At 37.1% G+C, this 26,761-nt stretch carries 26 protein-coding genes; 5 read left to right on the top strand and 21 right to left on the bottom strand.

Features of this window, described 5'->3' with window-relative positions; genetic code table 11:
- Positions 1–244: 244 nt before the first annotated feature.
- From ACFSR8_RS07255 to hisG, 9 genes are all read right to left on the bottom strand, one after another.
- A complete protein-coding gene (locus ACFSR8_RS07255) occupies positions 245–1,042 on the bottom strand; it encodes a tRNA pseudouridine(38-40) synthase TruA (protein ID WP_380290533.1) in 798 nt (265 codons plus the stop codon).
- Between the two features lies 1 nt (position 1,043).
- On the bottom strand, positions 1,044–1,670 hold the full coding sequence (gene hisIE / locus ACFSR8_RS07250; RefSeq protein WP_380290531.1) for a bifunctional phosphoribosyl-AMP cyclohydrolase/phosphoribosyl-ATP diphosphatase HisIE: 627 nt from the start codon (positions 1,668–1,670) through the stop codon (positions 1,044–1,046).
- A gap of 97 nt (positions 1,671–1,767) precedes the next feature.
- Positions 1,768–2,523 carry an imidazole glycerol phosphate synthase subunit HisF gene (gene hisF, locus ACFSR8_RS07245; RefSeq protein ID WP_380290529.1) on the bottom strand — a complete coding sequence of 252 codons (756 nt, stop codon included), beginning with the start codon at positions 2,521–2,523 and terminating at the stop codon, positions 1,768–1,770.
- Positions 2,524–2,526: 3 nt separating this feature from the next.
- The gene (gene hisA / locus ACFSR8_RS07240) at positions 2,527–3,258 is read right to left on the bottom strand and encodes a 1-(5-phosphoribosyl)-5-[(5-phosphoribosylamino)methylideneamino]imidazole-4-carboxamide isomerase (RefSeq protein ID WP_380290527.1); all 732 of its coding nucleotides are present in this window, start codon (positions 3,256–3,258) and stop codon (positions 2,527–2,529) included.
- Positions 3,259–3,322: 64 nt separating this feature from the next.
- Positions 3,323–3,961 carry an imidazole glycerol phosphate synthase subunit HisH gene (gene hisH / locus ACFSR8_RS07235; RefSeq protein ID WP_380290525.1) on the bottom strand — a complete coding sequence of 213 codons (639 nt, stop codon included), beginning with the start codon at positions 3,959–3,961 and terminating at the stop codon, positions 3,323–3,325.
- Positions 3,962–4,003: 42 nt separating this feature from the next.
- Positions 4,004–5,140, bottom strand: a complete 1,137-nt coding sequence (hisB, locus tag ACFSR8_RS07230) for a bifunctional histidinol-phosphatase/imidazoleglycerol-phosphate dehydratase HisB (protein WP_380290523.1) — start codon at positions 5,138–5,140, stop codon at positions 4,004–4,006.
- 83 nt (positions 5,141–5,223) lie between these two features.
- Entirely contained in the window at positions 5,224–6,261 is a 1,038-nt protein-coding gene (gene hisC / locus ACFSR8_RS07225) for a histidinol-phosphate transaminase (protein WP_380290521.1), read from the bottom strand.
- Positions 6,262–6,353: 92 nt separating this feature from the next.
- Entirely contained in the window at positions 6,354–7,637 is a 1,284-nt protein-coding gene (hisD, locus tag ACFSR8_RS07220) for a histidinol dehydrogenase (protein ID WP_380290519.1), read from the bottom strand.
- Positions 7,638–7,682: 45 nt separating this feature from the next.
- Positions 7,683–8,540, bottom strand: a complete 858-nt coding sequence (hisG, locus tag ACFSR8_RS07215) for an ATP phosphoribosyltransferase (RefSeq protein ID WP_380290517.1) — start codon at positions 8,538–8,540, stop codon at positions 7,683–7,685.
- A gap of 553 nt (positions 8,541–9,093) precedes the next feature.
- On the opposite strand from hisG, the gene ACFSR8_RS07210 reads away from it, so the two are divergent.
- Entirely contained in the window at positions 9,094–9,732 is a 639-nt protein-coding gene (locus ACFSR8_RS07210) for a class I SAM-dependent methyltransferase (protein WP_380290515.1), read from the top strand.
- Positions 9,733–9,828: 96 nt separating this feature from the next.
- Here ACFSR8_RS07210 and ACFSR8_RS07205 read toward each other — a convergent pair whose 3' ends face one another.
- The 11 genes from ACFSR8_RS07205 to ACFSR8_RS07155 all read right to left on the bottom strand — a co-directional run bounded on the left by ACFSR8_RS07205 (position 9,829) and on the right by ACFSR8_RS07155 (position 21,361).
- Positions 9,829–10,644, bottom strand: a complete 816-nt coding sequence (locus ACFSR8_RS07205) for a prohibitin family protein (RefSeq protein WP_380290513.1) — start codon at positions 10,642–10,644, stop codon at positions 9,829–9,831.
- A gap of 10 nt (positions 10,645–10,654) precedes the next feature.
- Positions 10,655–12,466, bottom strand: a complete 1,812-nt coding sequence (locus ACFSR8_RS07200) for a VWA domain-containing protein (protein ID WP_380290511.1) — start codon at positions 12,464–12,466, stop codon at positions 10,655–10,657.
- Positions 12,467–12,759: 293 nt separating this feature from the next.
- Entirely contained in the window at positions 12,760–13,506 is a 747-nt protein-coding gene (fabG, locus tag ACFSR8_RS07195; RefSeq protein ID WP_380290509.1) for a 3-oxoacyl-[acyl-carrier-protein] reductase, read from the bottom strand.
- A gap of 132 nt (positions 13,507–13,638) precedes the next feature.
- Positions 13,639–14,214, bottom strand: a complete 576-nt coding sequence (locus ACFSR8_RS07190) for a DUF4082 domain-containing protein (RefSeq protein WP_380290507.1) — start codon at positions 14,212–14,214, stop codon at positions 13,639–13,641.
- A 133-nt stretch (positions 14,215–14,347) separates the two neighbouring features.
- Positions 14,348–15,220: a succinate--CoA ligase subunit alpha gene (sucD, locus tag ACFSR8_RS07185; RefSeq protein WP_380290505.1), complete on the bottom strand. Its 873-nt coding sequence runs from the start codon at positions 15,218–15,220 to the stop codon at positions 14,348–14,350.
- A 67-nt stretch (positions 15,221–15,287) separates the two neighbouring features.
- Positions 15,288–16,229, bottom strand: coding sequence for a UDP-3-O-(3-hydroxymyristoyl)glucosamine N-acyltransferase (locus tag ACFSR8_RS07180; RefSeq protein WP_380290504.1), 942 nt, complete (start codon positions 16,227–16,229; stop codon positions 15,288–15,290).
- Positions 16,230–16,235: 6 nt separating this feature from the next.
- On the bottom strand, positions 16,236–16,802 hold the full coding sequence (efp, locus tag ACFSR8_RS07175) for an elongation factor P (RefSeq protein ID WP_186562324.1): 567 nt from the start codon (positions 16,800–16,802) through the stop codon (positions 16,236–16,238).
- A gap of 5 nt (positions 16,803–16,807) precedes the next feature.
- Entirely contained in the window at positions 16,808–17,593 is a 786-nt protein-coding gene (lpxA, locus tag ACFSR8_RS07170) for an acyl-ACP--UDP-N-acetylglucosamine O-acyltransferase (RefSeq protein WP_380290502.1), read from the bottom strand.
- 14 nt (positions 17,594–17,607) lie between these two features.
- Entirely contained in the window at positions 17,608–19,014 is a 1,407-nt protein-coding gene (locus ACFSR8_RS07165; protein WP_380290500.1) for a bifunctional UDP-3-O-[3-hydroxymyristoyl] N-acetylglucosamine deacetylase/3-hydroxyacyl-ACP dehydratase, read from the bottom strand.
- Positions 19,001–20,026: a UDP-3-O-(3-hydroxymyristoyl)glucosamine N-acyltransferase gene (lpxD, locus tag ACFSR8_RS07160; protein ID WP_380290498.1), complete on the bottom strand. Its 1,026-nt coding sequence runs from the start codon at positions 20,024–20,026 to the stop codon at positions 19,001–19,003. Before lpxD ends, ACFSR8_RS07165 begins: the two co-directional genes overlap by 14 nt.
- A 114-nt stretch (positions 20,027–20,140) precedes the next feature.
- Positions 20,141–21,361: an HD domain-containing protein gene (locus ACFSR8_RS07155; RefSeq protein WP_380290636.1), complete on the bottom strand. Its 1,221-nt coding sequence runs from the start codon at positions 21,359–21,361 to the stop codon at positions 20,141–20,143.
- A 73-nt stretch (positions 21,362–21,434) separates the two neighbouring features.
- Here ACFSR8_RS07155 and porX point away from each other — a divergent pair, with 73 nt between their 5' ends.
- From porX to ACFSR8_RS07135, 4 genes are all read left to right on the top strand, one after another.
- Positions 21,435–22,982 carry a T9SS response regulator signal transducer PorX gene (porX, locus tag ACFSR8_RS07150; protein ID WP_380290496.1) on the top strand — a complete coding sequence of 516 codons (1,548 nt, stop codon included), beginning with the start codon at positions 21,435–21,437 and terminating at the stop codon, positions 22,980–22,982.
- Positions 22,983–23,075: 93 nt separating this feature from the next.
- A complete protein-coding gene (gene tsaE / locus ACFSR8_RS07145; protein ID WP_380290494.1) occupies positions 23,076–23,480 on the top strand; it encodes a tRNA (adenosine(37)-N6)-threonylcarbamoyltransferase complex ATPase subunit type 1 TsaE in 405 nt (134 codons plus the stop codon).
- 200 nt (positions 23,481–23,680) lie between these two features.
- Entirely contained in the window at positions 23,681–23,824 is a 144-nt protein-coding gene (locus tag ACFSR8_RS07140; RefSeq protein WP_380290492.1) for a hypothetical protein, read from the top strand.
- 37 nt (positions 23,825–23,861) lie between these two features.
- Positions 23,862–24,305 (top strand): hypothetical protein, encoded by a 444-nt coding sequence (locus tag ACFSR8_RS07135; protein WP_380290490.1) that lies wholly within the window; start codon positions 23,862–23,864, stop codon positions 24,303–24,305.
- Here the strand turns inward: ACFSR8_RS07135 and ACFSR8_RS07130 are convergent.
- Positions 24,302–26,737: an outer membrane beta-barrel protein gene (locus tag ACFSR8_RS07130; RefSeq protein WP_380290488.1), complete on the bottom strand. Its 2,436-nt coding sequence runs from the start codon at positions 26,735–26,737 to the stop codon at positions 24,302–24,304. The two genes, ACFSR8_RS07135 and ACFSR8_RS07130, sit on opposite strands and share 4 nt — an antisense overlap.
- Between the last annotated feature and the right edge of the window lie 24 nt (positions 26,738–26,761).

The following is a 26,761-nucleotide window of genomic DNA, read 5'->3' as shown; positions in this document are numbered from 1 at the left end:
AAGGGTCGGGCTATCCGTTATATCTTTTGCTTTCTGTCATTCCTGCGAATCCCGATAGCTATTGGGAAGGAATCGTTACAATTTGCAAAATTCCAATCCCCGATTTCAAAAAGCAAAAGGATGCCACTTCTATCCCTAACGCAACCCACTCAAACGGAAGCCCCTCCTAGCCTCCCCAAAGGGGAGGAATTCCACTCTAACTCTAAATTATTTTCTAGGAATGTGTTTCTCCCCTTTGGGGAGATTAAGATGGACCTGTAAACTCAATTGAATTCAAAATCAACCCAGAAGCGGGCGCAATATAATCCATCTTGATTTTACTATCTGGTACGAGACTGTTTTTGATGTCTTGAAGTGTTAGTTTTCCTTTTCCCAAATCAATCAACGTTCCCATCATCAAACGGATTTGATTGCGCATAAAGCCTTTGCCTTTTACTCTTAGCAAATAGGATTTTTCGGGAAAATAGTTGGCTTTGTAAACATCATTTTCCACCAATTCACATTTTTGGATGTTTCGGGTGTAAATACCATTTTCGGTGGGTTTGTAACAGTAACTCCATAAATAATTTTCGCCCTCAAATAGTTTGGCGCCTTGTTTCATGATATCGATATCCAAGTCATCCAAAATGGTCGTCATAATGGGTGCACAAAACGGATGGCACTTCTCACCAAAAGTAAATAGATAGAGATATTCCTTGATTTTGGAATGCTGGATAATATTGAATTCCGCATCTACTTCTTTGATGCTTAAGGCTCGAATATCCTGTGGTAAGTTGTAATTGAACAACTCTAAAAACGCACTCTCATCTTCCAACTCATGCTGTAAAAACAATTCGAACGTGGCGCTTTCGGCAGACACCATGGCATCTGTTCTTCCTGAAACCAATGTCTTAAAATATTTCCCTTCGAGGATATAATTTAAGGTGCGGTCCACCATCAAGTGCAGGGTTTTTAAATTAGGTTGCTTTTGCCACCCGTGAAAGCGATAGCCTAAATATTGGAAGTGTATGAGATAGTAATACTTTTTGGGTTGAAATTGCATTTTATTTATGCCTACCTTTTAATTCGGCCTCGATATCTTTTAAAGTAAAACCTTTGGCCTGAAGCAACATCAAATAGTGGAACAATAAATCTGCGGATTCGTATAGGAACAATTCGTCGTTGTTGTCCATCGCCTCAATAACGGTTTCCACAGCCTCCTCTCCTACTTTTTGGGCCACTTTATTGATGCCTTTTGAAAACAAACTCGCTACGTAAGATTTGGCAGTGTCCTTATAGGCAACACGTTCTGCAATTACATTCTCTAAGGTTGAAAAGAACCCAAAATTAGAGGTGTTTTCTTCTTTCCAGCAGGTATCCGTACCCGTATGGCAGGTTGGGCCAACTGGATTAACTTGGATTAACAGGGTATCCTTGTCGCAGTCATTCTTGATGTCAACCAGATTTAAAAAGTTACCACTTTCCTCACCTTTTGTCCAAAGGCGTTGTTTGCTTCTACTGAAAAAAGTCACTTTATTGGTTTCTAATGTTTTTTGATATGCTTCTTCGTTCATGTAGCCCAACATCAATACGTTCTTTGTTGTGGCATCTTGAATGATGGCTGGGACTAAAGCCCCCTCTAACTCCCCCCAAGGGGGAGAAATTAAACCCGGATATGTTTCGTTATTCATATTTTCTTGTCATTCCGCGCCTGACGCGGAATCTAATTATTGTTATTTAGATTTACATGGATTCCGCATCAGGTGCGGAATGACAGAACGCATTTGACTAAATACGTACTTCAATATTATGTTCTTTTAATTCTTTCTTTAAATCTGGAATCGGAATCTCACCAAAGTGAAATACGCTTGCGGCCAATGCGGCATCCGATTTCCCTTCTTTAAAAGTGTCCACAAAATGCTGTACATTCCCCGCACCACCCGAGGCAATAATTGGAATGTTCAATATTTCCGATAGTTTGGCTAAAGCTTTATTTGCAAAACCTGCTTTTGTACCATCATGGTTCATTGAAGTGAACAAAATCTCGCCAGCACCGCGTTCTTCAACTTCTTTGGCCCATTCGAACAAATCAATCTCCGTTGGGATGGTACCTCCAGCTAAATGCACTTTCCAATTACCATCTACCTGCTTGGCATCAATGGCCACAACAACACATTGGCTCCCGAATTTATCCGCCAATTCATTTACCAGTTCCGGTCGTTTAACGGCGGAGGAATTAATCGAAACCTTATCCGCTCCATTTTTCAATAAGGCATCCACATGTTCTACAGAAGAAATCCCGCCCCCAACTGTGAATGGGATATTCACCTGCTCCGCCACATGCAATACCATTTCAAGAGTTGTTGCCCGAGCTTCAAGTGTTGCGGTGATATCCAAAAACACCAATTCATCTGCACCATAATCGGCGTACTGCTTTGCCAATTCCACTGGGTCTCCAGCATCTCGTAAATCCACGAAATTGACGCCCTTAACGGTGCGTCCGTTTTTGATATCTAAACATGGAATAATTCGCTTTGTCAACATGTCCTATAAAAATTTTTCCAGTTGATAAAGGCTAATTCTATTTTCATAAATAGCCTTTCCGATAATCACACCCTCGCAACCTATTTCCTTCAATATCGGCAATTCCTCAATCGTTGAAATTCCTCCAGACGCAATTAATTTGATGGATTGTCCGCTTTTATTACTGCATTCGGCAATGATGTCCTTGTACAATTCCACAGCAGGTCCTTCCAACATACCATCTTTCGAAATATCCGTACAAATGACATATTTGATGCCTTTTTTTTGATAACCTTTAATAAACGGAATCAAATCTTCATTGCTATCTTCCTGCCATCCACTAATGGCTATCTTTCCGGCATTGCTATCCGCTCCCAAAATGATTTTTTCACTGCCATATTTTTCGATCCAACCGCTAAACGTTTTGGGGTCTTTCACTGCAATACTCCCACCTGTAATCTGTTTGGCACCAGAATTAAAGGCAATGTGCAGATCTTCGTCCGCTTTTAAGCCACCGCCGAAATCAATTTTTAACATTGTCTTTGAGGCAATTTGCTCTAAAACTTTATAGTTGACTATGTGCTTGGCCTTTGCGCCGTCCAAATCCACCAAATGTAAATATTCAATGCCTGCACCTTCAAACATCTTGGCAACCTCCAAAGGGTTTTCGTTATATACTTTTTTAGTGTCGTAATCGCCTTTGGTGAGGCGGACGCATTTTCCTTCTATGATGTCTATAGCTGGTATGATTCTCATTTTTCTAGCTTTTAGCTATTAGCAGTTGGCCATTAGCTAAAAGCTAAAGGCCAAAGGCCAACACCTACATATTTATAAAGTTCTTCAATATTTTGGCTCCTTCATTTCCACTCTTCTCGGGATGAAATTGTGTGCCATAAAAATTTTCGTGTTGTAAGGCCGAAGCATAATTAATCCCATAATCCGTTTTTGCAATGGTTTCATTACAGTGCTCAGCATAATAGCTATGAACGAGATACATGTGTTCGTTCTCTTTAATACCTTTAAACAAATCAGATTTCAAATTCTTAATGACGTTCCAACCCATTTGAGGCACTTTCACTTCATTTGAAAAGCGTTTTACATTCGTTTGGAAAATACCCAAACCTTCGGTATCATTTTCTTCGGTATGTAAACACATCAACTGCATGCCTAAACAGATGCCTAAAACTGGTTGCTTTAAACTTGGAATTAATTTATCTAATCCACTTTCCTTTAACATTTTCATTGCAGAGCTTGCCTCTCCAACCCCTGGAAAAATGACTTTATCTGCTGATTGAATTTCTTCAGGGTTATTAGATAAAATCGCATCATACCCTAAACGATTAAAGGCAAATTGAATACTTTTAATGTTTCCAGCACCATAATCTATTATCACAACAGAAGCCCCTCCTAGCCTCCCCGAAGGAGAGGAACTCTTACTCTTATCTATATCGTTATTCATTAATTTATTTTTTTCCTACCCTTTTGAGGAGTTTAGCTGGGGCTATAACATTCCTTTTGTACTCGGTAAAAACATCTTGTTAGCATCTCTTTTTACTGCCATTTTTATCGCTTTGGCAAAGGCTTTAAAGATGCCTTCAATTTTATGGTGTTCATTGGCACCTTCTGCTTTTACATTCAAATTACATTTGGCACCATCGGTAAATGATTTAAACAAGTGAAAAAACATTTCTGTGGGCATATCGCCTATTTTTTCACGTTTAAATTCTGCATCCCACTCCAGCCAATTTCTTCCGCCAAAATCTACAGCTACTTGTGCTAAACAATCATCCATTGGTAAACAAAAACCGTAACGTTCAATACCTAATTTATTCCCTAGCGTTTTATTGAATAATTCACCTAAAGCAATCATAGTATCTTCAATAGTATGGTGTTCGTCAACTTCTAAATCGCCATTCACTTTAATAGTTAAATCCATAGCGCCATGACGTCCAATTTGATCCAACATATGATCGAAAAACGACAAACCTGTATCAATGTCATTTTTGCCAGAACCATCCAAATTCAGTTTAATATAAATCTGAGTTTCGTTTGTGTTTCTAGTAATTTCCGCGACCCTATCTTTAAGTTTTAAAAACTCATATATTTCTTTCCAATCTGTGCTGACCAGGGCTATACAATCTAAAATATCTTGTTTTGAACTTTCAATTTCGTCAGCACCTAATTCTGGATCTTCAGATAAATAAATACCCTTTGCGCCAAGGTTTTTAGCCAACTCCATATCCGTAATTCTATCGCCTAACACTAACGAATTCTCCAAATCATAGTCTTCTGAAAAATACTGAGTTAACAAACCTGTTCTTGGTTTTCGGGTTTCAGCATTTTCGTGCGGAAAGGTTTTATCAATATGAATCGCAGAAAACTCAACTCCTTCTTTCTTAAATGCGTCAATAATTTTATTCTGAGCAGGCCAAAAGGTGTCTTCCGGAAAGGAATCGGTGCCCAAACCATCTTGATTCGTAACCATAACCAATTCATAATCCAATTCACTAGCAATTTTAGCCATGTATTGAAATACTCTAGGGTAAAATTCTAATTTTTCCAAACTATCCAATTGATAATCTACTGGTGGCTCCAAAACCAAAGTGCCGTCTCTGTCTATAAATAGTACTTTTTTCATCTTTTGTCATTCCTGCGAAAGCAGGAATCTATTTAATGTTATTCAAATTTATATGGATTCCGCATCAAGTGCGGAATGACAAATCATTTTAATTCTTTTAACGCCTTTATCAATATTTCATTCTCTTGCTTCGTTCCAACCGTAAAGCGTAAACAATTTTCACATCCAGGTTGAGTCGTTCTGTTTCTAATTACAATGCCTTTTTTTATCAACTCATTGTAACGTTTTGTGGCATCATCGACTTTAGCCAAAACAAAATTGGCATCAGTTGGATAAATTTTTGATACAAAGTCAACGTTTTGCAATTGCTTTACCAAGGCGTCCCTCTCCTTCAAAATTTCATCAACCTGTTTTTGGGTTAATTCATTTTGCTCCAACTGAGCAATGGCTTTTTGTTGCGTTAACTCATTGACATTATATGGCGGTTTAATACGATTTAAAACCGAAATTATTTCTTCGGAAGCATAACAAATACCTAGTCTGATTCCTGCCATTCCGTATGCTTTAGACAAGGTTTGCGTAACAATCAAATTTGGAAATTCATTCAATCTACTAGCCCAACTTTCTTCATTTGAAAAATCAATATATGCTTCATCAATCACAACTATTCCTTTAAATGTTTTGATTAATTTTTCAATAGAATTCGCTTCAAAACTATTACCTGTTGGGTTATTTGGTGAGCATAAAAACAACAATTTTGAATTTGAATCTGCTATTTTTAAAATCTCATCTACTTTAGGTTGGAACCTATCATCCAGTTGCACACTTTTAATGGCCACCGCATTGATATTAGCCAAAACACTATACATCCCATACGTTGGTGGCAACGTGATAATGTTGTCCTGATTGGGTTCGCAAAATGCCCTAAAAATCAAATCTAAAACTTCATCGCTTCCATTACCTAACAAAATTTTTTTCTGTGGAATGGATTTAATTTCAGAAAGCAAAGATTTCACCGTGCGTTGTTGTGGATCTGGATAACGATTGACACCATTCTCAAACGGACTTTCATTCGCATCCAAAAATACCATATCGTCACTATTACCTTGGTATTCATCTCTTGCGGATGAATAAGGTTTAAGCGCCTTAACGGTTGGTCTTATTAAGTCTTGAATATTCATTTTATCTTTAGACTTCTTAAATCTTGAGTTTATTAATTGGTTCTCGATACAATTTTGATGAAAAATCAAAATCACTCGAACTGACAATACTTTTATTTCAAATCCTTTAATCGAATGCTTACCGCATTTTTGTGCGCTTGTAAGCCCTCAGCTTCAGCCATCAACTCTATGGTTTCACCAATATTTAAAATACCTTCTTTTGATATTTTTTGAAAGGTCATACTCTTCATAAAGCTATCCAAATTCACGCCAGAATAGGCTTTTGAAAACCCATTAGTTGGCAACGTATGATTGGTTCCAGAAGCATAATCTCCTGCACTTTCAGGTGTGTAATCTCCTATAAATACGGAGCCTGCATTACTAATGCCCTCAACATATAGTTCTTCATTTTCACAACAAATAATGAAGTGCTCAGGCCCATATTCGTCAATCATCTCCAAAGCTATGGTGTCATTTTCAACATAAATCAGTTTAGAATTCGAAATAGCTTTTTCTGCAATAGCTTTACGTGGTAATACATCTAATTGCTGTTCAACTTGGTGCGCAACGGCTTCGATAATACTTTCAGAAGTTGAAACCAAAATTACTTGACTATCGGTTCCATGTTCTGCTTGACTCAATAAATCTGAAGCGATATATGATGCGTTAGCCGACTCATCTGCTACCACTAATAATTCACTAGGGCCTGCAGGCATGTCAATGGCGACGCCATATTTTGTTGCCAACTGTTTTGCAACCGTTACGTATTGATTTCCGGGTCCGAAAATTTTATAAACTTTAGGTATAGTATCAGTTCCAAAAGTTAATCCTGCTATGGCTTGAATACCTCCAACCTTGATAATTTTGGTAACACCGCATAATTTAGCCGTAAACAAAATTTCAGATGCCAATTTGCCTTCTTTATTTGGAGGAGAGCACAATACAACTTCCTTACAACCTGCGATTTGAGCAGGAACAGCCAACATCAATACTGTTGAAAACAACGGCGCTGTACCCCCAGGAATATAAAGTCCAACCTTTTGAATTGGTCTTTTTTCCTGCCAACACTGAACACCGTTTGTAGTTTCAATTTCAACTTTTGGTGTTTTTTGTGCTTTGTGAAAGACTTCAATATTTTCTTTGGCGTGTTTAATTGCATCCTGTAATTTTTGAGGTACTTTCTGAATTGCCTCATCAATTTCTTCAGAAGTCACCACATTGGATTCCAAATAAACGCCATCAAACTTGCTGGTATATTGCTGAATAGCACTATCGCCATTTACAGAAACATCTTGGAAAATAGCATTAACAGTACCCTCAATATCTCCAACGGTTTGTGTGGGTCTTTTTAAAATTTTAGACCAGTCGCTTTTATTTGGGTTTTTTATAATTTGCATTTTCTTTTACTTTTAGTGAGATTCTTCGCTTCGCTCTGAATGACACTACAATACCATTTTCTCTATTGGACATACTAAAATACCTTGAGCCCCTTTTACCTTTAATTCATCGATGACTTCCCAGAATTCATTCTTGCTAATAACAGAGTGTATCGAACTCCAACCTTTTTCTGCTAAAGGCAATACCGTTGGGCTTTTCATTCCTGGTAAAATATTGATGATATCCTGTACCTTATCATTTGGGGCATTCAACAAAATATATTTTGATTGTCTCCCTTTTAAAACCGATTGAATCCTGAATTGAATCGTTTCTAAAATTGCCTTTCGTTCTTCATCCATTTTAGGCGAAACCGCTAAAACCGCTTCAGACTTTAAAATGGTGTCTACCTCTTTTAAATTGTTTTTAAAAAGTGTGCTTCCGCTGGATACGATATCGCAAATAGCATCCGCTAAACCAATATTTGGAGCAATTTCAACTGAACCATTAATGATGTGCAGATTTGCATTTACGCCATTTTTATCCAAATACATTTTTACGGTATTTGGATAAGATGTCGCAATACGTTTGCCCTCTAAATCTTTAATGCTTTCATACTTGCCCGATTTAGGCACAGCGATACAAACACGACAAGAAGAGAAGCCTAGTTTTTCAACTACGTCAATACCCTCTCCTTTTTCAATCAATACATTTTCACCAATAATGGCCGCATCCACAACGCCATCCTTTAAATACTGAGGAATATCACCGTTTCGTAAATAAAAAACTTCTACAGGAAATCCTTTAGCCGAAGCCTTTAATTGGTCTTTCCCGTTGTCAATTGAAATTCCGATATCTTTTAAAATTCGCATCGAATCTTCGTTTAAGCGACCCGATTTTTGCACTGCAATTCTTAATTTACTCATTTTTATAACTACTTTTATTTCTATCCATTCAACTCAAAAGATTCCCATTTTCATGGGAATGACAATTTCAACGGATACCTCGAACCAAAGTTTCGAGGAATTTCTTTTTAATTAAAAAACCCGCTTGATGAGTCTCAAACGGGTTTAAAATATATGTTGATATTACTCAATACATTTTTACTTCGCTTGAGAGCAAATGTAAAAATGATGATGTGTTTGAGTAATGTTCATTTCGTTTATTTGGTGCAAATATCAAAAATTTCTAGCTAAAACTCCAAATAATGCCGGCAATTTTTTAAACATTTAGATATTAAGCGGTTTAGATTGATAAATCCTGTCAATAATTGAGGATTAAATCTTAAAATATCCAATATTTAGTATTGCAAAATTTATTCTTTTTAAGCGCAAAATTATACCTAAGTTAATGATACCAGAGGTTTCAATAATTCGTTACGCATCGGTGCAAAAAACAGACGTTTTTTTTATTGATCCAGTAATCGATAGATTAATTTAGTTATTTTGCGCCCAATTTATAAAGCCATAATAAACCAAAATGGATCTACAGGAATTTGCCTCAAAAAAGTATGAATTATATTGCCATAAAGAAGGCAGTGAATTAATAGCAAGTGAATTTGCACTGTACATCATACTTCAATTAATTTCCTCATTCAATACCAAAAAGATTCTAGAATTAGGCGTCGGTATAGGCACAATTGCTGATACTGTATTGTCCTTTGAAGGTCAACTCAATTATACTGGCACAGAAGCGAATGATTTTTGTAGAAAAGCAATAGCAACTAATTTAGCGCACATAAAAGATAACTTCACATTGTTATACGATATTGACGAAATTGGAGAAAATGAACTTTTTGATCTTATTATTGTTGATGGGACGGACAACAGCCTTTCTATTGTTAAACAATATATTTCCAAAAATGGCATCGTATTTATTGAGGGCGATAGATCTTCCCAAGTTGCAATCATAAAGAATATCTTTCCAAAACAATTAAGTGTTTTTATCCCGGGCGATTTCAAGTTTAGACAATACGGCGGAACTGATCAAGCCACATGGGAAAGATGGGTAGGCGGCGGCACCGTATTCTTTGTAAACCCCACTTTGAGGCAACGTCTGTTTTGGATACGGCAAAAGCTTAGAGCTAGGTCAGTGTTTTCTAAGCGCAAAGAAAATTAAGGAAAAACAAACTTATACCTCTATAAGCAAATCGCTAGAGTAAGGTTTGAAGGCACACTTTTGCAGTCCGAACTTTAGTTTAAATACTATTTACGACTACTGATTCCCTAAAATAATTGGCAATCCGCTATCTCCAGAACCGATTACAATCACTTTACTGTTTGGAGATTCTGATAATTTCATCGTAGCTTCAATACCTTTGTCCTGTAAAATTTTATCAGTTAAAGAAGCACTCAAAATTTTGTTAGCGTCTGCCTTACCTTGGGCTTCAATACGTTGCTTTTCGGCCTCTTTTTCTGCAGTTACCAATCTAAATTCATATTCTAAAGACTCCTGCTCTTGTTTTAGTTTACGTTCAATTGCCTCTTTAATAGTTGGTGGCAATGTTACATCACGCACTAAAACCTCATTAAGTTGCACGTATTGTTTTTCTAAAATTTTCTTTGTTTCAACAAAAATTTCGTCCTGAATCGCATCCCTTTTGGTAGAATACAATTGTTCAGGGGTATAACGGCCTACAACACTTCTTGCAGCACTTCGGATGGCCGGTTGTATTACCCTTTGTAAATAATTCTCGCCTAATGTTTGGTGTAACTTACCTAAATCTTCATATACAGGTTGATACCAAGCTGAACCGTCAATTTGGATTTCCAAACCATTTGATGACAGTACTCTCATTTTTTCGAATAGTTCCTGCTGACGCACTTCATAAACATAAACTTTATTCCAGGGTGCTACGATATGAAACCCTTCTCCCATAGGGGCTTCATCTGTTACTACGCCTCCGCCAAATGTTTTATATAATACCCCTGCCTCACCGGAGCCTATAGTTATGGCAGATTTTGCCAGTAAAACAAAAAGTACGACAACTGTAATGATGATAGGCAATGCAATTTTTGGTAATCTTTCCATTATTTTTTATTTAAATTAATCCATTATATTTTCTTAAAAACCATTCGGCAGATAACGTAAAAGCGATAACAGCCAACAGAAATTTCCAATCTATCAAAGGTATGGTATTTTTGCTACTTTTCTGAATAGGCTTGAAACGATTATCGTTGGAAAGCTCAGAAATTAATCCACTTGCGCCGTCTATAAAAAATGCCTTCCCTTTTGTATTGGTAGCCAATTGTTGCAGGTTTGTTACATCAGCATTCAAAAATTGCTGTTCAATATTATATTCCAGTACTTCAAAAGTACCAGATCGAGAAACACTACCATCTTTTGTTTTTACGGTAAAGCTATAGCTGGAAGCAGGCAAACCGCTTAAATCTACTTGATAGTTGTTGTTTTTTAGCACTAAAGGCAAAGTTTGCGCCTTTTCCGAGACATTATCCTTTAAAACGATTTCCAGAGACTGTCGGGCATCAAAAACGTAGCTTTTGTCAAATACCTGAGCCTTAATAACGAGATTTACATTGCCATTATAAAAGGACTCGTATTCCAAATTTAACCTGCTTTTTTTCTTGTCTGAAGCCAAATATTGCATCAATTTGCCAATGAAATCATCAAAAGGCTGAAACGACTTTTCATTCAAATAACTTTGGGCACGCCATTGCCAGATGTTTTCACCAAACAGCACCGCTTCCCTCCTTCCGTTAGTTTCAAATGTAGCGAGCAAAGGCTCGCTATTTGAAATTCCAAGCACTGTTTTTTCTAAAATGGTTTCATACGGCACGGAAAATGAAACCTCTCCAAAGTGAGATTTCAAAGGAGGAAAAGATTCAAAGTTGATATCCTCCACCATAAAAGGCGAAAAGTTTAAGTTTAGTTTAGACTGATAGTCTTCATCCTGTCCAGTAATTTCATGGGTGAAACTATTACCAATGTTGTTTATGAAACTGAGATTTGATTTGGCCCCAATTATGGTAAACCTGTTCTTATTTTCCTTATTTAGAGTTTCATAAAAAGGCCTAAACTTATTATTGGGCTGATAAATTATAAATAATTGAAAATCATTTACTTTACTTACAGCCTCGACTGGACTCAAGATATTGACGGAACGTTGCTCATTGCTTTCTATGCTCTTTTTGAATGCACCTAAATCTGGATGCGGAAAATCGCTCACCAATGCAATTTTTATCTTTTGGTCAATAACTTCAACAGCAAAATTCTTGGCGTTATTTACTGTATTTTTTTCGTTTGCCAAAGGCTCTAAAATAGCCTTATAACTATTCACTCCCACTCGATTGGCAGGTAAAGTGGTATTAATCACTTTTGAATTATCTATTTTAGAAAAACTAATCCTCTTGGAATACACCGTTCTGGCCCCTTGTTTAATAAAAAAATTAGCCTGAACGGCTTCGTTGCCTTGATACACCAAAATAGCCTCAACAGGAAATCTATTTTTAGAAAAGGCATATTTATTAACATTGAGTTGCTGGATTTTTAAGTCAGTGTAAGTGATGGTATCTCCAAGTATAATAGGATATACGGGGTGCTTATATTGATTTGAAATTCCGTAGTTGCTACCAAAGGTTTGATTACCATCGGAAAGCAAAACCATTGGCGCGACCTCATTTTTATAGATTTCAGAAAGCTGGTTTAGCGCACTATTGATATTCGTTTCGTTAGCACTGAAGCTAACGGAATCCGAATTGATCAATTGCCTATCGAAAGTAAACACCTCAAGATCAAACTTGTTTTTTAGTTCTTCATTATTTTGAATGGCATTGACAAAATCCAAAGCTTTTACATTCTGTTTCAAATGCTTTACGGAACTTGAATTGTCCACCGCCAAAACTAATTTTGGCTTTTCAGTGAAAACTTTTATTTGATCGAATTTCGGATTGATTATTAAGAGTAATAGTGCGAAAAGCGTCAAAAATCTCAAAAACGTAAAAACAATCGATAAGCTAGATTTGTGTTTCGACTTATACCTGTACTGAAAAAGCGCTATAAATAGCGCTAATATTCCAGATGATATAATATACAAAAGTGTCTCTGTTTGCATTGAGAGATTTTAGACTTACCATTTTGGATTTACGATTCTCGGAAAAACGTATATCGAAAATCTAAATTCATAAATTATGTCAGCATACCGCCATCAACATTTAAGGTTTGCCCAGTAACATATGCGCTCAAATCACTTGCCAAAAATACACAGGCATTGGCCACATCCTCTGGAGTGCCACCACGTTTTAATGGAATTCCTTCACGCCATCCCTTTACGGTTGCTTCATCCAATTTAGCTGTCATTTCAGTTTCAATAAATCCTGGAGCAATCACGTTACTCCGGATATTTCTTGAGCCCAATTCCAATGCTACGGACTTTGAAAAGCCAATAATCCCTGCTTTTGACGCTGCATAATTGGTTTGCCCTGCATTACCTTTTACGCCAACCACCGAACTCATATTGATTATAGAACCTTTGCGCTGTTTTAACATAGTACGTTGCACAGCCTTGGTCATATTGAATACAGATTTCAAATTGACCTCAATAACAGTATCAAAGTCTTCCTCTGAAATACGCATCAAAAGGTTGTCCTTTGTGATTCCAGCATTATTCACTAGTATATCAATGCTTCCAAAATCATTGAGAACATCTTCGGCCAGTTTTTGTGCCTCTTCAAAACTTGCCGCATTACTTTGGTAGCCTTTGGCATTTACGCCTGCGTCCTTCAATTCTTTTTCCAAAGCATTTGCAGCTTCCACTGAGGAACTGTAAGTAAAGGCTACATTTGCGCCTTGCTCTGCAAAAACCTGAGCAATCCCTCTCCCAATACCCCGACTAGCACCTGTAATTATTGCCGTTTTACCTTCTAATAGTTTCATATAGTTGTGGTTAATTTTATAAGTCTTTTATAGATTTTCAATTTCAATCAAATATAAGAAATACTGAGTGTTTCAAAATAAAAAACCTCACAAAATCGTGAGGCTTAAAATGGACGTAAGTTTTAAAGGCGACTAATTTTCCGGAACAAATTTTATATCTACCATCCCAGCGTATTGATCCGAAACAGTTACAGACGGAAAATTTTGATCTGCCCCATAGGTGTAGGCGCAGGTAGTAATAATAAAGTCATCAGCTTCAGCCGGAAAAACAATTTCACCAGAATCATAAAAAAAATAATAACTATTAGTATTGACAGAGACAAGATATCGAGTACCGGAATTAATATGAATTGGAGCAATATCCTCAAAAGACAGCAAACCTGATGTGGAGGTGACCATTTGCGTAGCCAGAATTTCCTCGGTAACCGAATTCCAAAGGGTTACCCGAAATTCACCGTTATTAGGAATTCTAACCCCCAAAGCAGTAATTTTTCCATTTTTGAAGGCTTTGAATTCATATCCCAATTCAATAAAAGAGTCCAAATCGGTAACGGTATCTGTAAGCTCCATTGGGCCGATTTCTAATAACGTTTTCATTGGGAATTGTGGCTCTGCCTCAACAGGCTGAGTGTCATCGTCATTTTTAGAACAACTACTGAATAAAGTTAGGGCGACTAGCGCGATAAAAAATAATTTAAATGGTTTCATAATTTATAGTTTTTATTGTTACAACCTTATATACACCCAAGTCCTATTTTGTTACCTCCTTTTTGAGAAAAGAACAAAAAAAATCCGTTAACCTTAAAAAGATTAACGGATTCTAAAATTTCAAAATATCTATTTAGCCGAGTACTTCAGCAACTTTTTTGCCAATTTCGGCAGGTGAATCCACTACATGGATACCAGAAGCTCTCATAATTTTCTTTTTGGCTTGAGCTGTGTCATCACTTCCCCCCACAATTGCCCCAGCATGACCCATGGTTCGTCCAGCAGGAGCCGTTTCTCCAGCAATAAAACCTACAATTGGTTTTTTACTACCACTAGCTTTATACCAGTTTGCCGCATCTGCCTCCAACTGACCACCAATTTCACCTATCATCACGACTGCTTCGGTTTCGGGGTCGTTAATTAAAAGTTCAACAGCCTCCTTGGTTGTAGTTCCAATAATTGGGTCACCTCCAATTCCTATAGCTGTTGTAATCCCTAAACCTTGTTTTACAACTTGATCCGCTGCTTCATAAGTTAATGTTCCAGATTTTGAAACAATTCCAACTTTTCCTTTTTTAAACACAAAGCCCGGCATGATACCTACTTTGGCTTCTTCTGGAGTAATCACACCCGGGCAGTTAGGACCAATTAAACGACAATCCTTTCCTTTAATATAGTTTGAAGCAGTAATCATATCTGCAACCGGAATCCCTTCGGTAATTGTAATAATAACTTTGATACCGGCATCTGCCGCTTCCATTATAGCGTCTGCCGCAAAAGCAGGTGGTACAAAAATAATTGTGGTATCCGCTCCAACTTTTTCAACAGCCTCTTCTACTGTATTAAAAACAGGCTTATCCAAATGGGTTTGCCCTCCTTTACCTGGGGTAACACCACCCACAACATTGGTGCCATATTCTATCATTTGACTGGCGTGAAACGTACCTTCACTACCCGTAAAACCTTGTACTATTATTTTTGAATCTTTGTTTACTAAAACACTCATAGAAGATTTTTTCTGATTATTAAAAACTCTAGCAAATGTAATTGATTTTGCTTGAAAAAGAAACTACTTATTCCCTTGTTTTTTTTATGAAGTCAAGAATTTCCGGGATTTTTTTTATGGAAGCAATTTCCTTGTATTTTGAACGGAAATCATCTGCTGGAATTCCAAAATACCCCTTACCGCCTTCAAGAGATTTGCTCACCCCAGCTTTGGCCGAGATTATAGCTCTTTTGCCTATGGTAATACCGCTTGTAATCCCAACTTGCCCCCAAATAGTGACTTCATCTTCAATAACAACACAGCCAGCTATCCCTACTTGCGAAGCGATCAAACATTTCTCTCCAATAACAGTATCATGACCAATTTGAACCAAATTGTCAATTTTAGTACCCTCCTTAATAGTTGTATCTCCCGTAACGCCCTTGTCAATGGTGCATGATGCTCCGATATCCACATTATTTTCGATAACAACCCTTCCGCAGGATAAAAGCCTATCAAAGCCCTCTGGTCTCTTTTTGTAATAAAACGCATTGGCTCCCAAAACAGTTCCAGCGTGGATGGTTACGTCATCACCAAGTATAGCATCGTCATAAATACTGACATTGGAATGGATGACGCAGTTTTTACCAATAGTAACATTATTCCCGATAAATGAATTTGGTTGAATTACGGTTCCCTCCCCAATAATCGCCGAATCAGAAATTGAAGCATTTGAAGGCTGAAATGGTCTAAAATGATTAGACAACTTATTAAAATCCCTAAAAGGGTCATCACTTATTAAAAGTGCCTTCCCCTCCGGACAATCTACTTCTTTATTTATTAAAACGATAGTTGCGGCAGACTGAAGCGCCTTGTCGTAGTATTTGGGATGATCCACAAAAACGATATCACCCTGTTCCACAACATGAATTTCGTTCATCCCCAAAACAGGAAAATCAGCATCTCCGACATACTTACAATCAATTAATTGTGATATGCCTTCTAAGGTTTGAGCTTTAGGAAATTTCAAGGAAAACTATTCTTTAATTCGTTCTTTATACGTGCCCTTTTCGGTTTCAACCTTAATTTTGTCGCCTTCGTTGATGAATAAAGGTACATTAACCGTAGCACCTGTTTCAACAGTAGCTGGTTTTGTGGCGTTCGTAGCCGTATTTCCTTTTACGCCAGGCTCGGTATGCGTCACTTCCAAAATTACACTCGCCGGCATTTCAACAGAAAGAGGCATATTGTCCTCCGTATTGATTAAGACCGTCACAACTTCTCCTTCTTTCATAAGCCCAGGATTATCCAAGGCCGCCTCCAACAATCTAATTTGCGTGTAATCCGCTTCGTTCATAAAGTGATACCACTCACTGTCATTATATAAATATTGAAACTTATGGGTTTCTACACGAACGTCGTCCAACTTATGCCCGGCTGAAAAGGTATTATCAATAACTTTTCCGTTAGTGACACTCTTGAGTTTTGTTCTCACGAAAGCAGGACCTTTTCCCGGTTTCACGTGCAAAAACTCAACAATTTTATAAATATCATTGTTGTATCTAATACATAATCCATTTCTAATATCACTAGTGGTAACCATATTTTTTAATTAGATTTAAAATAGCCTTTCATAATTCCTCTGTGCGAGTTCTTGATAAATTGAAGTATTTCATCTCGCTCCGGAGTGGCTTGCATTTCGGCCTCAATAATATCAGCAGCCTGAGAGTTGTTATATGTTTTTTGGTAAAGTATCCTATAGATGTCCTGAATTTCCCTGATTTTTTCGGTAGAGAAGCCTCTTCTTCTTAATCCAACGGAATTAATACCCACGTAAGACAGAGGTTCTCGCGCAGCTTTTACAAAGGGCGGCACATCTTTTCTAACAAGAGACCCCCCTGTTACGAAAGCATGATTGCCAACTGAAACAAATTGATGAACAGCAGTCATACCGGCCAATACCACATAGTCTCCTACTGTTATGTGCCCAGCTAAGGTACTGTTATTCGAGAAAATACAGTTGTTCCCAACAATACAATCGTGAGCAACATGGCAATATGCCATGATGAGGCAATTGTTACCTATTACTGTTTTCATTCTATCAGCCGTCCCTCTATTTATTGTAACACACTCGCGTATGGTAACATTATCTCCAATCTCAACCGTAGTATCCTCATCATTGTACTTAAGGTCTTGGGGTACAGCCGAAATCACTGAACCCGGGAAAATATTACAGTTCTTTCCAATTCTGGCACCTTCCATAATGGTTACGTTGCTCCCAATCCATGTACCTTCACCAATTACAACATTGTTATTAATAGTAGTAAAGGGTTCAATCACCACATTTTTGGCAATTTTCGCTCCCGGGTGAACGTATGCTAACGGCTGATTCATCTCCTAATTTTTAGTTATTTTACTTTTGAAATCTGCGCCATCAATTCTGCTTCTGCGGCCAACATGCCATTGGCATAAGCATACCCCTGCATATGGCAAATTCCTCTTCGTATCGGGGTTATCAAAGAACATTTGAATATTAAAGTATCTCCTGGGCTCACTTTTCTTTTGAACTTTACTTTGTCCATTTTCATGAAAAACGTCAAGTAGTTTTCAGGATCGGGAACAGTACTTAAAACTAAAATCCCACCCGTTTGTGCCATAGCTTCAACAATTAAAACCCCTGGCATCACTGGGGCACCAGGGAAGTGGCCTCTGAAAAAGTCCTCATTCATGGTGACATTCTTCATACCGACCACATGTTGATCGGTCAGTTCATAAACCTTGTCTAATAATAAAAATGGCTGCCTATGTGGCAACATTTTCATGATTTGGGTAACGTCCATTAAAGGCTCTTGATTCAGGTCTACATTTGGAACATTGTTACGCCTATCATTTTTAATTATTTTGGATAGCTTCTTTGCAAACTGTGTATTTACAAAATGACCAGGCTTATTAGCAATTATCTTTCCGCGGATTCTCGTTCCCACCAGCGCAAGATCTCCTAAAACATCCAAGAGCTTGTGCCTGGCCGCTTCATTTGGGTGATGCAAGGTCAAATTGTCCAAAATACCATTTGGCTTTACCGCAATGTTGTCCTTTTTAAAGGCTACCCTTAGCTTTTCCATAGTTTCAGGAGAAAGCGGTTTATCCACATAAACAATGGCATTATTGAGGTCACCACCTTTTATTAGTCCATGCTCCAAAAGCATTTCAATTTCATGCAAAAAACTAAAAGTCCTGGAATTGGCTATATCTTTTTTAAAGTCGGAAACTTGATTCAAAGTAGCATTTTGGGTCCCCAAAACTTTAGTGCCAAAATCTACCATTGTAGTAATCTGGTATTCTTTCGAAGGCATTACCAAAATCTCACTACCACTTTCTTCATCAGTATAAGAAATAACATCCGTGACTTCAAATACCTCCCTTGCCGCATCCAGTTCAATAACTTCGGCTTCTTCAAGCGCTTCAACAAAAAACTTTGATGAGCCATCCATTATCGGTGGCTCTGAGGCGTTAAGTTCAATCACCGCATTATCGATATCCAACCCAACCAAAGCTGCTAAAACATGCTCTGAAGTTTGGATTTTGACTCCATTTTTCTCCAAGCAAGTGCCGCGTTGCGTATTGGTAACATAGTTGGCATCTGCTTCTATTAAAGGAGCTCCTTCTAAATCCACACGCTTAAAGGCTAAACCAGAATTGGGTTCAGCAGGCTTAAAAGTAAGTGTTACTTTTTTACCGGTATGCAATCCCACACCGGTTAAGGACACCTCTTTTTTTATGGTTTTTTGTTTATCCTCAGTATTAACTATTGCCATTATTTTTTTCTATATCATTAATTTGATTAACAATCTTTGGTAAGTTCTTAAAATGCACATAGGATTTGTTGTAATCCGCATACGCCAATGCCGGCGAACCTTGAAGTACTTCATTGTCCTTTACATTCCTTCCAATTCCAGATTGTGCTTGGATCCGCACATTGTTACCTATGGTTATGTGTCCAACAATGCCTACTTGCCCTCCTATCTGGCAGTTTTCACCAATTTTGGTTGAGCCCGCAATACCTGTTTGTGCGGCAATCACAGTGTTCTTTCCAATTTCAACATTGTGCGCAATCTGTATTTGATTATCCAATTTAACGCCCCTGCGAATAATTGTAGAACCCAATGTCGCCCTATCAATGGTGGTAGCAGCACCTATATCGACAAAATCTTCTAGAATTACATTACCGGTTTGAGGGACTTTTTTGTACTCCCCATTTTCATTGGGCGTGAACCCAAAACCGTCTGCACCGATGATAGCACCAGAATTAATCACGCAATACTTCCCAATCACACATTCGGAGTAAATTTTGGAACCCGCAAATACCACGGTGTTATCCCCTATTTTCACATTGTCTCCAATGAACGCATTAGGGAATATCTTAACATTGTCCCCTATGACCACATTTTCGCCTATGTATGAAAAAGCACCTATGTAAACGTTTTCTCCATAGCTGGAAGATTCTGCAATGAAAGACGGTTGCTCAACCCCAAGTTTATTTAGCTTAACCTGATTGTAATACTCTAGTAATTTTGAAAAGGATTTGTAAGCATCGTCTACCTTAATAAGAGTGGTGGACAGTGCATCCTCGGGTTCAAATGATTTATTAACAATCGTAATGGATGCCTTGGTACTATATATATACGGTGTGTATTTTGGATTTGCGAGAAACGTAAGGGATTCTTCAACACCTTCCTCTATTTTTGAAAGTTTTGAAACCTTAACGTTAGAATCGCCAACAACATCCCCCTCTAAAATCTCTGCTATTTGCTGTGCTGTGAACTTCACAAAAGTTTGCCTTAGTCTAGTTTTTACTTAATTTCAGCAAAAATAGGAAAAAAGTGCTAAAGTCGGCTATGGAATAATCGGCATTGTTTTGACCAAGTTTTGTTAGCTTCAGAATCATTTTGGATAGCAGATGTAATATTTTGTTACTGGCTTTGAAAGTGCCTTTAGATTTAAATGATCAGATGCTTTGGCAATGTCTTCAGTTTTTCCCGATTTATAAAGAATGTTAATATTCTGTTTTTTAATCTGATATGCCTGATTGAACACACTGCCAGAGAACACAAAATAGTCAGCTTCGGTATCACTAATATTATGGTTAGATTTCAACTCTTTCCTGTGCTTCTCTAAACTTTTCTCTTTGATTATTTTAGATTTTATTTTCACTTTTAACAGCTCGCGATCTATAATCATTTTACATAAATTGCTCAAAACAAAATCGTCGTGGTTTTTCCATATTTTCATTGCTGATATAATGTCGTAATCATCTAGCTCACTGAAAATCCCCAAGGTATCTTGGTCAAAATCTCCGATGGAAATATCGTTTTTCAAAAAGAACAATAATGGTTCGCTCCCCGTCAGCATTCCACCAGATTTTGTCAATTCCTTAGCTCTTTTCAATACTCTTATCAGCAACTGCTCTGCAACCAATCCGGTTTTATGCAAATACACTTGCCAGTACATAAACCGCCTAGCAATGATGAACTTTTCAACGCTGTAAATCCCTTTTTCTTCAACCACCAACTCTTCATTCTTTACATTAAGCATGGTAATCAAGCGTTCGCTATTTACATTTCCTTCTGCCACGCCCGTGTAAAAGCTATCCCGCTTCAAATAATCCGCCCTGTCAATATCCAGTTGACTCGATATCAGCTGACATAAAAAAGGCCTTTCATATTCACCTTTAAAAATTTGGATTGCAAGCGTTAAACTTCCGTTAAATTCTTCATTTAATTGTTGCATAAAAAGCAATGAAATCTGCTCATGGGAGACTCCATTAACGATGCTGTGCTCCATCGCATGCGAAAATGGTCCATGCCCAATATCGTGTAACAAAATAGCCGAATACAATGCTTCTTCCTCCGCCTTCGAAATTGTAACTCCTTTATAACGAAGCACATTAACGGCCTTCTGCATTAAATGCACGCAGCCTATGGCATGATGAAAACGCGTGTGGTGGGCACCGGGGTATACCAAATAAGACATCCCCATTTGGGTTATTCTTCTCAAACGCTGAAAGTATTTGTGCTGAATAAGATCGAAAATTAACGAATTGGGAATTGTAATAAATCCGTAAATTGGGTCGTTTAAGATTTTAAGTTTGTTCAAACTTTGAATTTTCTTTAAATTTTTACAAATATAATTATTAGAAGTCCATACTGCGGACATTCCCTTCAAAATCGAATACATTATGATAAACATACTTTGGGTTGACGATGAAATAGACATGTTGAAGCCACATATCCTTTTTCTTGAGAAAAAGAATTATCAGGTAACCACCTGTAATAGCGGTACCGAGGCCATCGATATTATTGAGGACAACAATTTTGACATTGTATTTTTGGATGAAAACATGCCCGGGCTAACTGGTTTGGAAACCCTAAACGAAATCAAGGAAAAAAAGGACAGTCTTCCCGTGGTAATGATCACCAAAAGTGAAGAGGAATATATCATGGAAGAGGCCATTGGAAACAAAATAGCAGATTACCTAATTAAGCCCGTTAATCCTAATCAGATTTTGTTAAGCCTGAAAAAGAATTTGGATCATTCAAGATTGGTGTCTGAGAAAACCACATCAAATTATCAGCAGGAATTTAGGAAGATAGCGATGGATTTGGCAATGGTGAATTCCTATGAAGATTGGGTAAACCTATACCAAAAGCTAATTTACTGGGAAATACAACTGGAGGAAATCGAAGACGCCGGTATGTTCGAGATTTTGGAATCCCAAAAGACAGAAGCCAACATACAGTTTGGAAAATTTATTGACAAAAGGTATTCGGGATGGTTTGACCAAGGGGCAGATGCGCCTGTGATGAGTCACACACTTTTTAAGGAAAAAATAGTCCCTGAACTGAGCAAGGAACAACCTACTCTGTTGGTGGTTGTTGATAACTTGCGCTATGACCAATGGAAGGTTTTTGAGCCTATCATCAATAATTATTACAAAAAAGAGCAGGAAGAAGCCTTTTTTAGTATTCTGCCCACTGCCACGCAATATGCCCGAAATGCCATTTTCTCTGGGTTGATGCCAAGTGAAATGGAAAAATTGTACCCAAAATACTGGAAAAATGACACCGACGATGGTGGTAAAAACCTTTATGAGGCCGAGTTTTTAGAAGCACAGATGAAACGTTTGGGCCTAAACCATTTAACCTTCGAATATCATAAGATTACTAACTTAAGAACCGGAAAGAAATTAGTCGACAATTTCAAATCCTTAAGAAACAATGATTTATCCGTAATAGTTTACAACTTTGTGGATATGCTGTCTCACGCCAAAACCGAAATGGAAGTTGTAAAAGAACTTGCCTCCAATGACAAAGCCTATCGTTCCTTAACCCTAAGTTGGTTTAAAAACTCCCCACTTTTGGAAATGATACAACAAGCACATCATCTTGGGTTCAAATTAATTTTAACTACCGATCACGGCACCATAAACGTGAAGAATCCGTCTAAAGTTATTGGCGACAGAGATACCAGTTTGAATCTACGCTATAAAACGGGCAGAAGCTTAACCTTTGATGACAAGGACGTCCTTGTAGCCAAGGATCCACAACAGATCCATCTACCATCTATTACCATGAGCAGTTCCTTTATTTTCGCAAAGGGAGACCTGTTTTTTGCCTATCCAAACAACTATAATCACTACGTGAGCTATTACAGAAATACCTATCAACACGGCGGAGTTTCATTGGAGGAAATGATTATTCCTTTTACCGTTTTCACGCCAAAATAACTCCATGTAATACACAAAACATCGACGAAATACACTTTTTATTAGTTTTTTTCAGATTATATGCTTATAATTGCAGTAAATTATTGAGTTGATTTGAAAATTACGTATGAGTTACATGAAGTTGACGATGTTGCGCTGAAGTTACTCGAGCAACTGTCCTCAAAAATTGTACTGCTATACGGCACCATGGGTACTGGAAAGACAACCTTGGTAAAAAGCTTAACAAAAGCTTTAGGTAGCACGGACGAAGCCAGTAGCCCAACATTCTCAATAGTTAATGAGTATGAAGCTGACAACGATGTCATTTATCATTTTGATTTATATCGGATAAATGATTTAGAAGAAGCTTTCAATTTTGGCATTGAAGATTATTTGTTTTCGAATCATTGGATTCTGATTGAATGGCCGGAATTGATTGAACCCATTTTACCAGAAAATTTTAACAAAATACATCTTGATGTGGATGCAAAAGATGTTAGAATTTTGAGCTTAGAATAATGAATATTAACCTATAAAATATGTAGCCAAACCTGCACCTAGCAACAGTTTTACCTTCGATTGAACATGGATTACGGGAAAGCCACAGCGGAAAAATGAAAAAACAATGTTTTTAACATAATTTTAACATTTATCTAAGAGCTTAGCCTTAATGTTTATCTACTTTTGGGGATATAATTAATTAATTAAATCCCTTTAAAATGAAAACTAAAAAGTATGTAATTGCATTAGCAATTTTCGGAGGCGTGCTGTTTACGGCGCAGGCTGCAAATGCATTAAGCCAAGATGGAGAACAAACAACGAAAGTTGACAGAACAAAAATCAAAGTACCAAGGGCTAACTAATAAAAGTATAATTCTTGGTAGTGTAATTGCCACGATATTGGCTCTTACACCTTATTTTTTCACATTACATGAAAGTGTTCCTGATGTAAAAGTTTGGGACACTTTTTTCTTTACTTATGATAGCGGATACCTTGGTAGTGCTCAAACTGCAATGTGGGTGTTTTCAGGAAAAATAATACCTTTGATGCTAATCATTATTTGGTTTTTTACGAATAGGCATTGGTGGTATCATGTATTATTAGTCCCAATAGTAATGTACATGTATCAAATTACTCATCTGTTTTACGATGAGAGGCACTTAGATGAATTTCAGTTAATCTATATGGTTCCAATTATGGCTATAGTGATCCCGTCCATCTATCTAATAAGAGCAAGAATCTTTAACAAAATTAATGACGCCTCGAAGAGCATGCAGGAACTGGAAGATGAACTTAAAATGAGCCCAAAAAACTTTTGGGGTAAGGTTAAGCAATATTTTTAATTATTACTATTCGTTTTTAGTCTCTCTCGTTCATTGATGTCAATATCTTTTTTGGTCTCCTTTAGACTGAAATTTCCAAATTTATAATTGAAGCCAATGGTAAAGAGCCTGTTTTCCATATTGGAGTCGAAAGTGACATCTTGATTTAGATATTTTGTGATTTGTGTAAAATTTCTAGTATTAAATATATCTTGAACACCTATGCTTAATGAAGCTCTATCTTTCCAAAATGTTTTATTAAAGTTGACATCTACCCCTAACCTATCACTAACGTCGCTAGGGCCTATTACAACCTTCGAAATATAATCAATAGATAAATTGGCGTTTAGGCTACCATCATTTAGTAAATTAAAATAATTTATTACTTGGGCGTAAACAGACCACATGTCATTTTTTAATAGTTCATTATTGCTCTCCAAGGCAAAAAAATTGTTTTCATAATAAAAGATGGAGGACAATACATATAAATTCCAATTTTTCACAACCTGATTGTACATTGTAAAATCTAGCCCATAGGACACATTATTATCAATGTTTGTATATGTGTTCTTAATAAGCCTAGAATTGTTGTCTTGAAAAGTTATCTCTAAAGTTGGGTTTTCCTCAAAGCGATAATACAGCTCAAAAGTATAGGTATCCTTTATCGTATAACCCAATACAAAGCTATCATCTATTTCAGGCTGTAGATTCGGGTCGCCTGTAACAAATTTGTTATCGTTCAAAAAATATCTGAACGGATTTAGCTCTCTATATCTTGGCCTGTAAATACGTTTGTTATAGCTAAAATAAATTTGATCTTTATTACCCAGTCTGTTTAATATGTACAGCGATGGAAATATATTCGTGTAGCTGTTGTTATTTGTGGAGCCAGTAGATTGCGATATACTCTCTATATCAGTATGCTCTAGCCTTATCCCAGATTTTAAGGTCCAGTTGTCCCAATCTTTCTCATAACTTAAATAACCAGCATAATTTGTTTCGTTATATAAAAACACATCCGAATTTTGCAAGTCTTGTATTCTTTCATCCCTCTCAAAAACGTATTGCGTCAAAATATTGTCAGAATTAATTATGGATGTTTTTAATCCTGCTTCAAAAAGAGCGGAACTAGCAACTGGTAGTGAGTAATCAATCTGCCCAGTAATTAATTCTATTTCCTGACTTGTAAAGGTTTGGAATTTATTATCCCTAAAGGAATCTGTAGCATTTGGAAGAAAATAGCCAGTATTCACATCTTGAAACTCTGAAAAATCATAATTTGTATGATGAACATCTACGGAAAGCTGTTCCCCCTCCTTTTTAAATTTGTGTGTGTAGCCCAGAGAAAATGCAAGATTGAAAGTTTCCAAAACTGAATTGTTAAACGTCTGGAAGGTAGAATCCAACTGCTTATTCGAGTTAAAAATTTCAGTTAGGGAATTTATCCTTGTTTTAGAATTCTCTCGAGGCACAATAAGCGTGTTGGCCGAAAAGTTCAAGCTATTAGAATCATCAAAAGCATAAATAAGATTGGCATTAATATTATGATTTGCTGACTCACGTGTTCGCCTGTAATCCGTATCCCAGTTTGAAGTAACGTTATTATTTTCAATGAAGTTTATAAACTCAATATTATTACGATAATCCTTCCTTGGACTAACATTATAATTTAAATAGGCACTAAGCCTTTTGGCCTTAAAGAAATGGCTGGTTCCTAAACTGTATTTCGGGAATTCGGAGCCTTGTTTATAATTACCAAATACGCTCCCATGGTATCCAGAAATAAGATTTTTACTTGTAACAATGTTTAGTACTGCGCCTCCTTCTGCATCATAATTTGCCGGTGGATTTGTTATAACTTCTATGGATTTAATATTATTTGCAGGTGTGGCCTCCAAAAGTTGCTGTACTTCCTCGATGGATAAATGAATACGTCTATCATTTATGTAAACTATCGGGGTTGAACTTTTAACAGATATTGCACCATTTTGGACCATAACTCCAGGTGTATGCTTTAAAACATCAAGAGCATTGTTGTTAGAAAGTGTGGAGTTTTCAACGTTAAAAACCAATCTATCTACTAGCCGTTTCACGGTTGGTCTTTTAGCAGTTACGGTAACTCCATCAAGGCTTTCCGCCTTTTGTTTTAAAATTATCACTCCAAGATTTGTACTCAACGTAAGGTTTACTTCCTTGGTATAGAACTCAAAACCGAGAAAGCTTATTTCAACAACATAAAGACCGCTCTCTAAATTTTCAAAGGAAAAACCTCCCCCACTATCGGTAATAGTACCTAATACCGGACCGTTAGCCTGTTGAGGTTTTAAAACCACATTGGCAAACGCTACGGGCATATTGCTCTCGTCATTTATGGCACCAATTAGGGTAAAGTTTTGAGCGTAAAACGATAGTGAACAGAAGAAGAAAAATAAGAGAAAATATTTTAGCAACATGAGTGGACTTCTAAATACAAAATT

This window comes from Hyunsoonleella rubra, assembly GCF_042684665.1.
GTDB lineage: Bacteria > Bacteroidota > Bacteroidia > Flavobacteriales > Flavobacteriaceae > Jejuia > Jejuia rubra.
The sequence above is the reverse complement of the archived record's forward strand: the minus strand, read 5'-3'. Positions and strand labels throughout refer to the sequence as shown.

What these genes read in the sequence shown, in the direction of transcription:
- ACFSR8_RS07255 (WP_380290533.1), bottom strand. Translation starts at nt 1,042, where the DNA reads ATGCAATTTCAACCCAAAAAGTATTACTATCTCATACACTTCCAATAT.
- hisIE (WP_380290531.1), bottom strand. Translation starts at nt 1,670, where the DNA reads ATGAATAACGAAACATATCCGGGTTTAATTTCTCCCCCTTGGGGGGAG.
- hisF (WP_380290529.1), bottom strand. Translation starts at nt 2,523, where the DNA reads ATGTTGACAAAGCGAATTATTCCATGTTTAGATATCAAAAACGGACGC.
- hisA (WP_380290527.1), bottom strand. Translation starts at nt 3,258, where the DNA reads ATGAGAATCATACCAGCTATAGACATCATAGAAGGAAAATGCGTCCGC.
- hisH (WP_380290525.1), bottom strand. Translation starts at nt 3,961, where the DNA reads ATGAATAACGATATAGATAAGAGTAAGAGTTCCTCTCCTTCGGGGAGG.
- hisB (WP_380290523.1), bottom strand. Translation starts at nt 5,140, where the DNA reads ATGAAAAAAGTACTATTTATAGACAGAGACGGCACTTTGGTTTTGGAG.
- hisC (WP_380290521.1), bottom strand. Translation starts at nt 6,261, where the DNA reads ATGAATATTCAAGACTTAATAAGACCAACCGTTAAGGCGCTTAAACCT.
- hisD (WP_380290519.1), bottom strand. Translation starts at nt 7,637, where the DNA reads ATGCAAATTATAAAAAACCCAAATAAAAGCGACTGGTCTAAAATTTTA.
- hisG (WP_380290517.1), bottom strand. Translation starts at nt 8,540, where the DNA reads ATGAGTAAATTAAGAATTGCAGTGCAAAAATCGGGTCGCTTAAACGAA.
- ACFSR8_RS07210 (WP_380290515.1), top strand. Translation starts at nt 9,094, where the DNA reads ATGGATCTACAGGAATTTGCCTCAAAAAAGTATGAATTATATTGCCAT.
- ACFSR8_RS07205 (WP_380290513.1), bottom strand. Translation starts at nt 10,644, where the DNA reads ATGGAAAGATTACCAAAAATTGCATTGCCTATCATCATTACAGTTGTC.
- fabG (WP_380290509.1), bottom strand. Translation starts at nt 13,506, where the DNA reads ATGAAACTATTAGAAGGTAAAACGGCAATAATTACAGGTGCTAGTCGG.
- ACFSR8_RS07190 (WP_380290507.1), bottom strand. Translation starts at nt 14,214, where the DNA reads ATGAAACCATTTAAATTATTTTTTATCGCGCTAGTCGCCCTAACTTTA.
- sucD (WP_380290505.1), bottom strand. Translation starts at nt 15,220, where the DNA reads ATGAGTGTTTTAGTAAACAAAGATTCAAAAATAATAGTACAAGGTTTT.
- efp (WP_186562324.1), bottom strand. Translation starts at nt 16,802, where the DNA reads ATGGTTACCACTAGTGATATTAGAAATGGATTATGTATTAGATACAAC.
- lpxA (WP_380290502.1), bottom strand. Translation starts at nt 17,593, where the DNA reads ATGAATCAGCCGTTAGCATACGTTCACCCGGGAGCGAAAATTGCCAAA.
- ACFSR8_RS07165 (WP_380290500.1), bottom strand. Translation starts at nt 19,014, where the DNA reads ATGGCAATAGTTAATACTGAGGATAAACAAAAAACCATAAAAAAAGAG.
- porX (WP_380290496.1), top strand. Translation starts at nt 21,435, where the DNA reads ATGATAAACATACTTTGGGTTGACGATGAAATAGACATGTTGAAGCCA.
- ACFSR8_RS07140 (WP_380290492.1), top strand. Translation starts at nt 23,681, where the DNA reads ATGAAAACTAAAAAGTATGTAATTGCATTAGCAATTTTCGGAGGCGTG.
- ACFSR8_RS07130 (WP_380290488.1), bottom strand. Translation starts at nt 26,737, where the DNA reads ATGTTGCTAAAATATTTTCTCTTATTTTTCTTCTTCTGTTCACTATCG.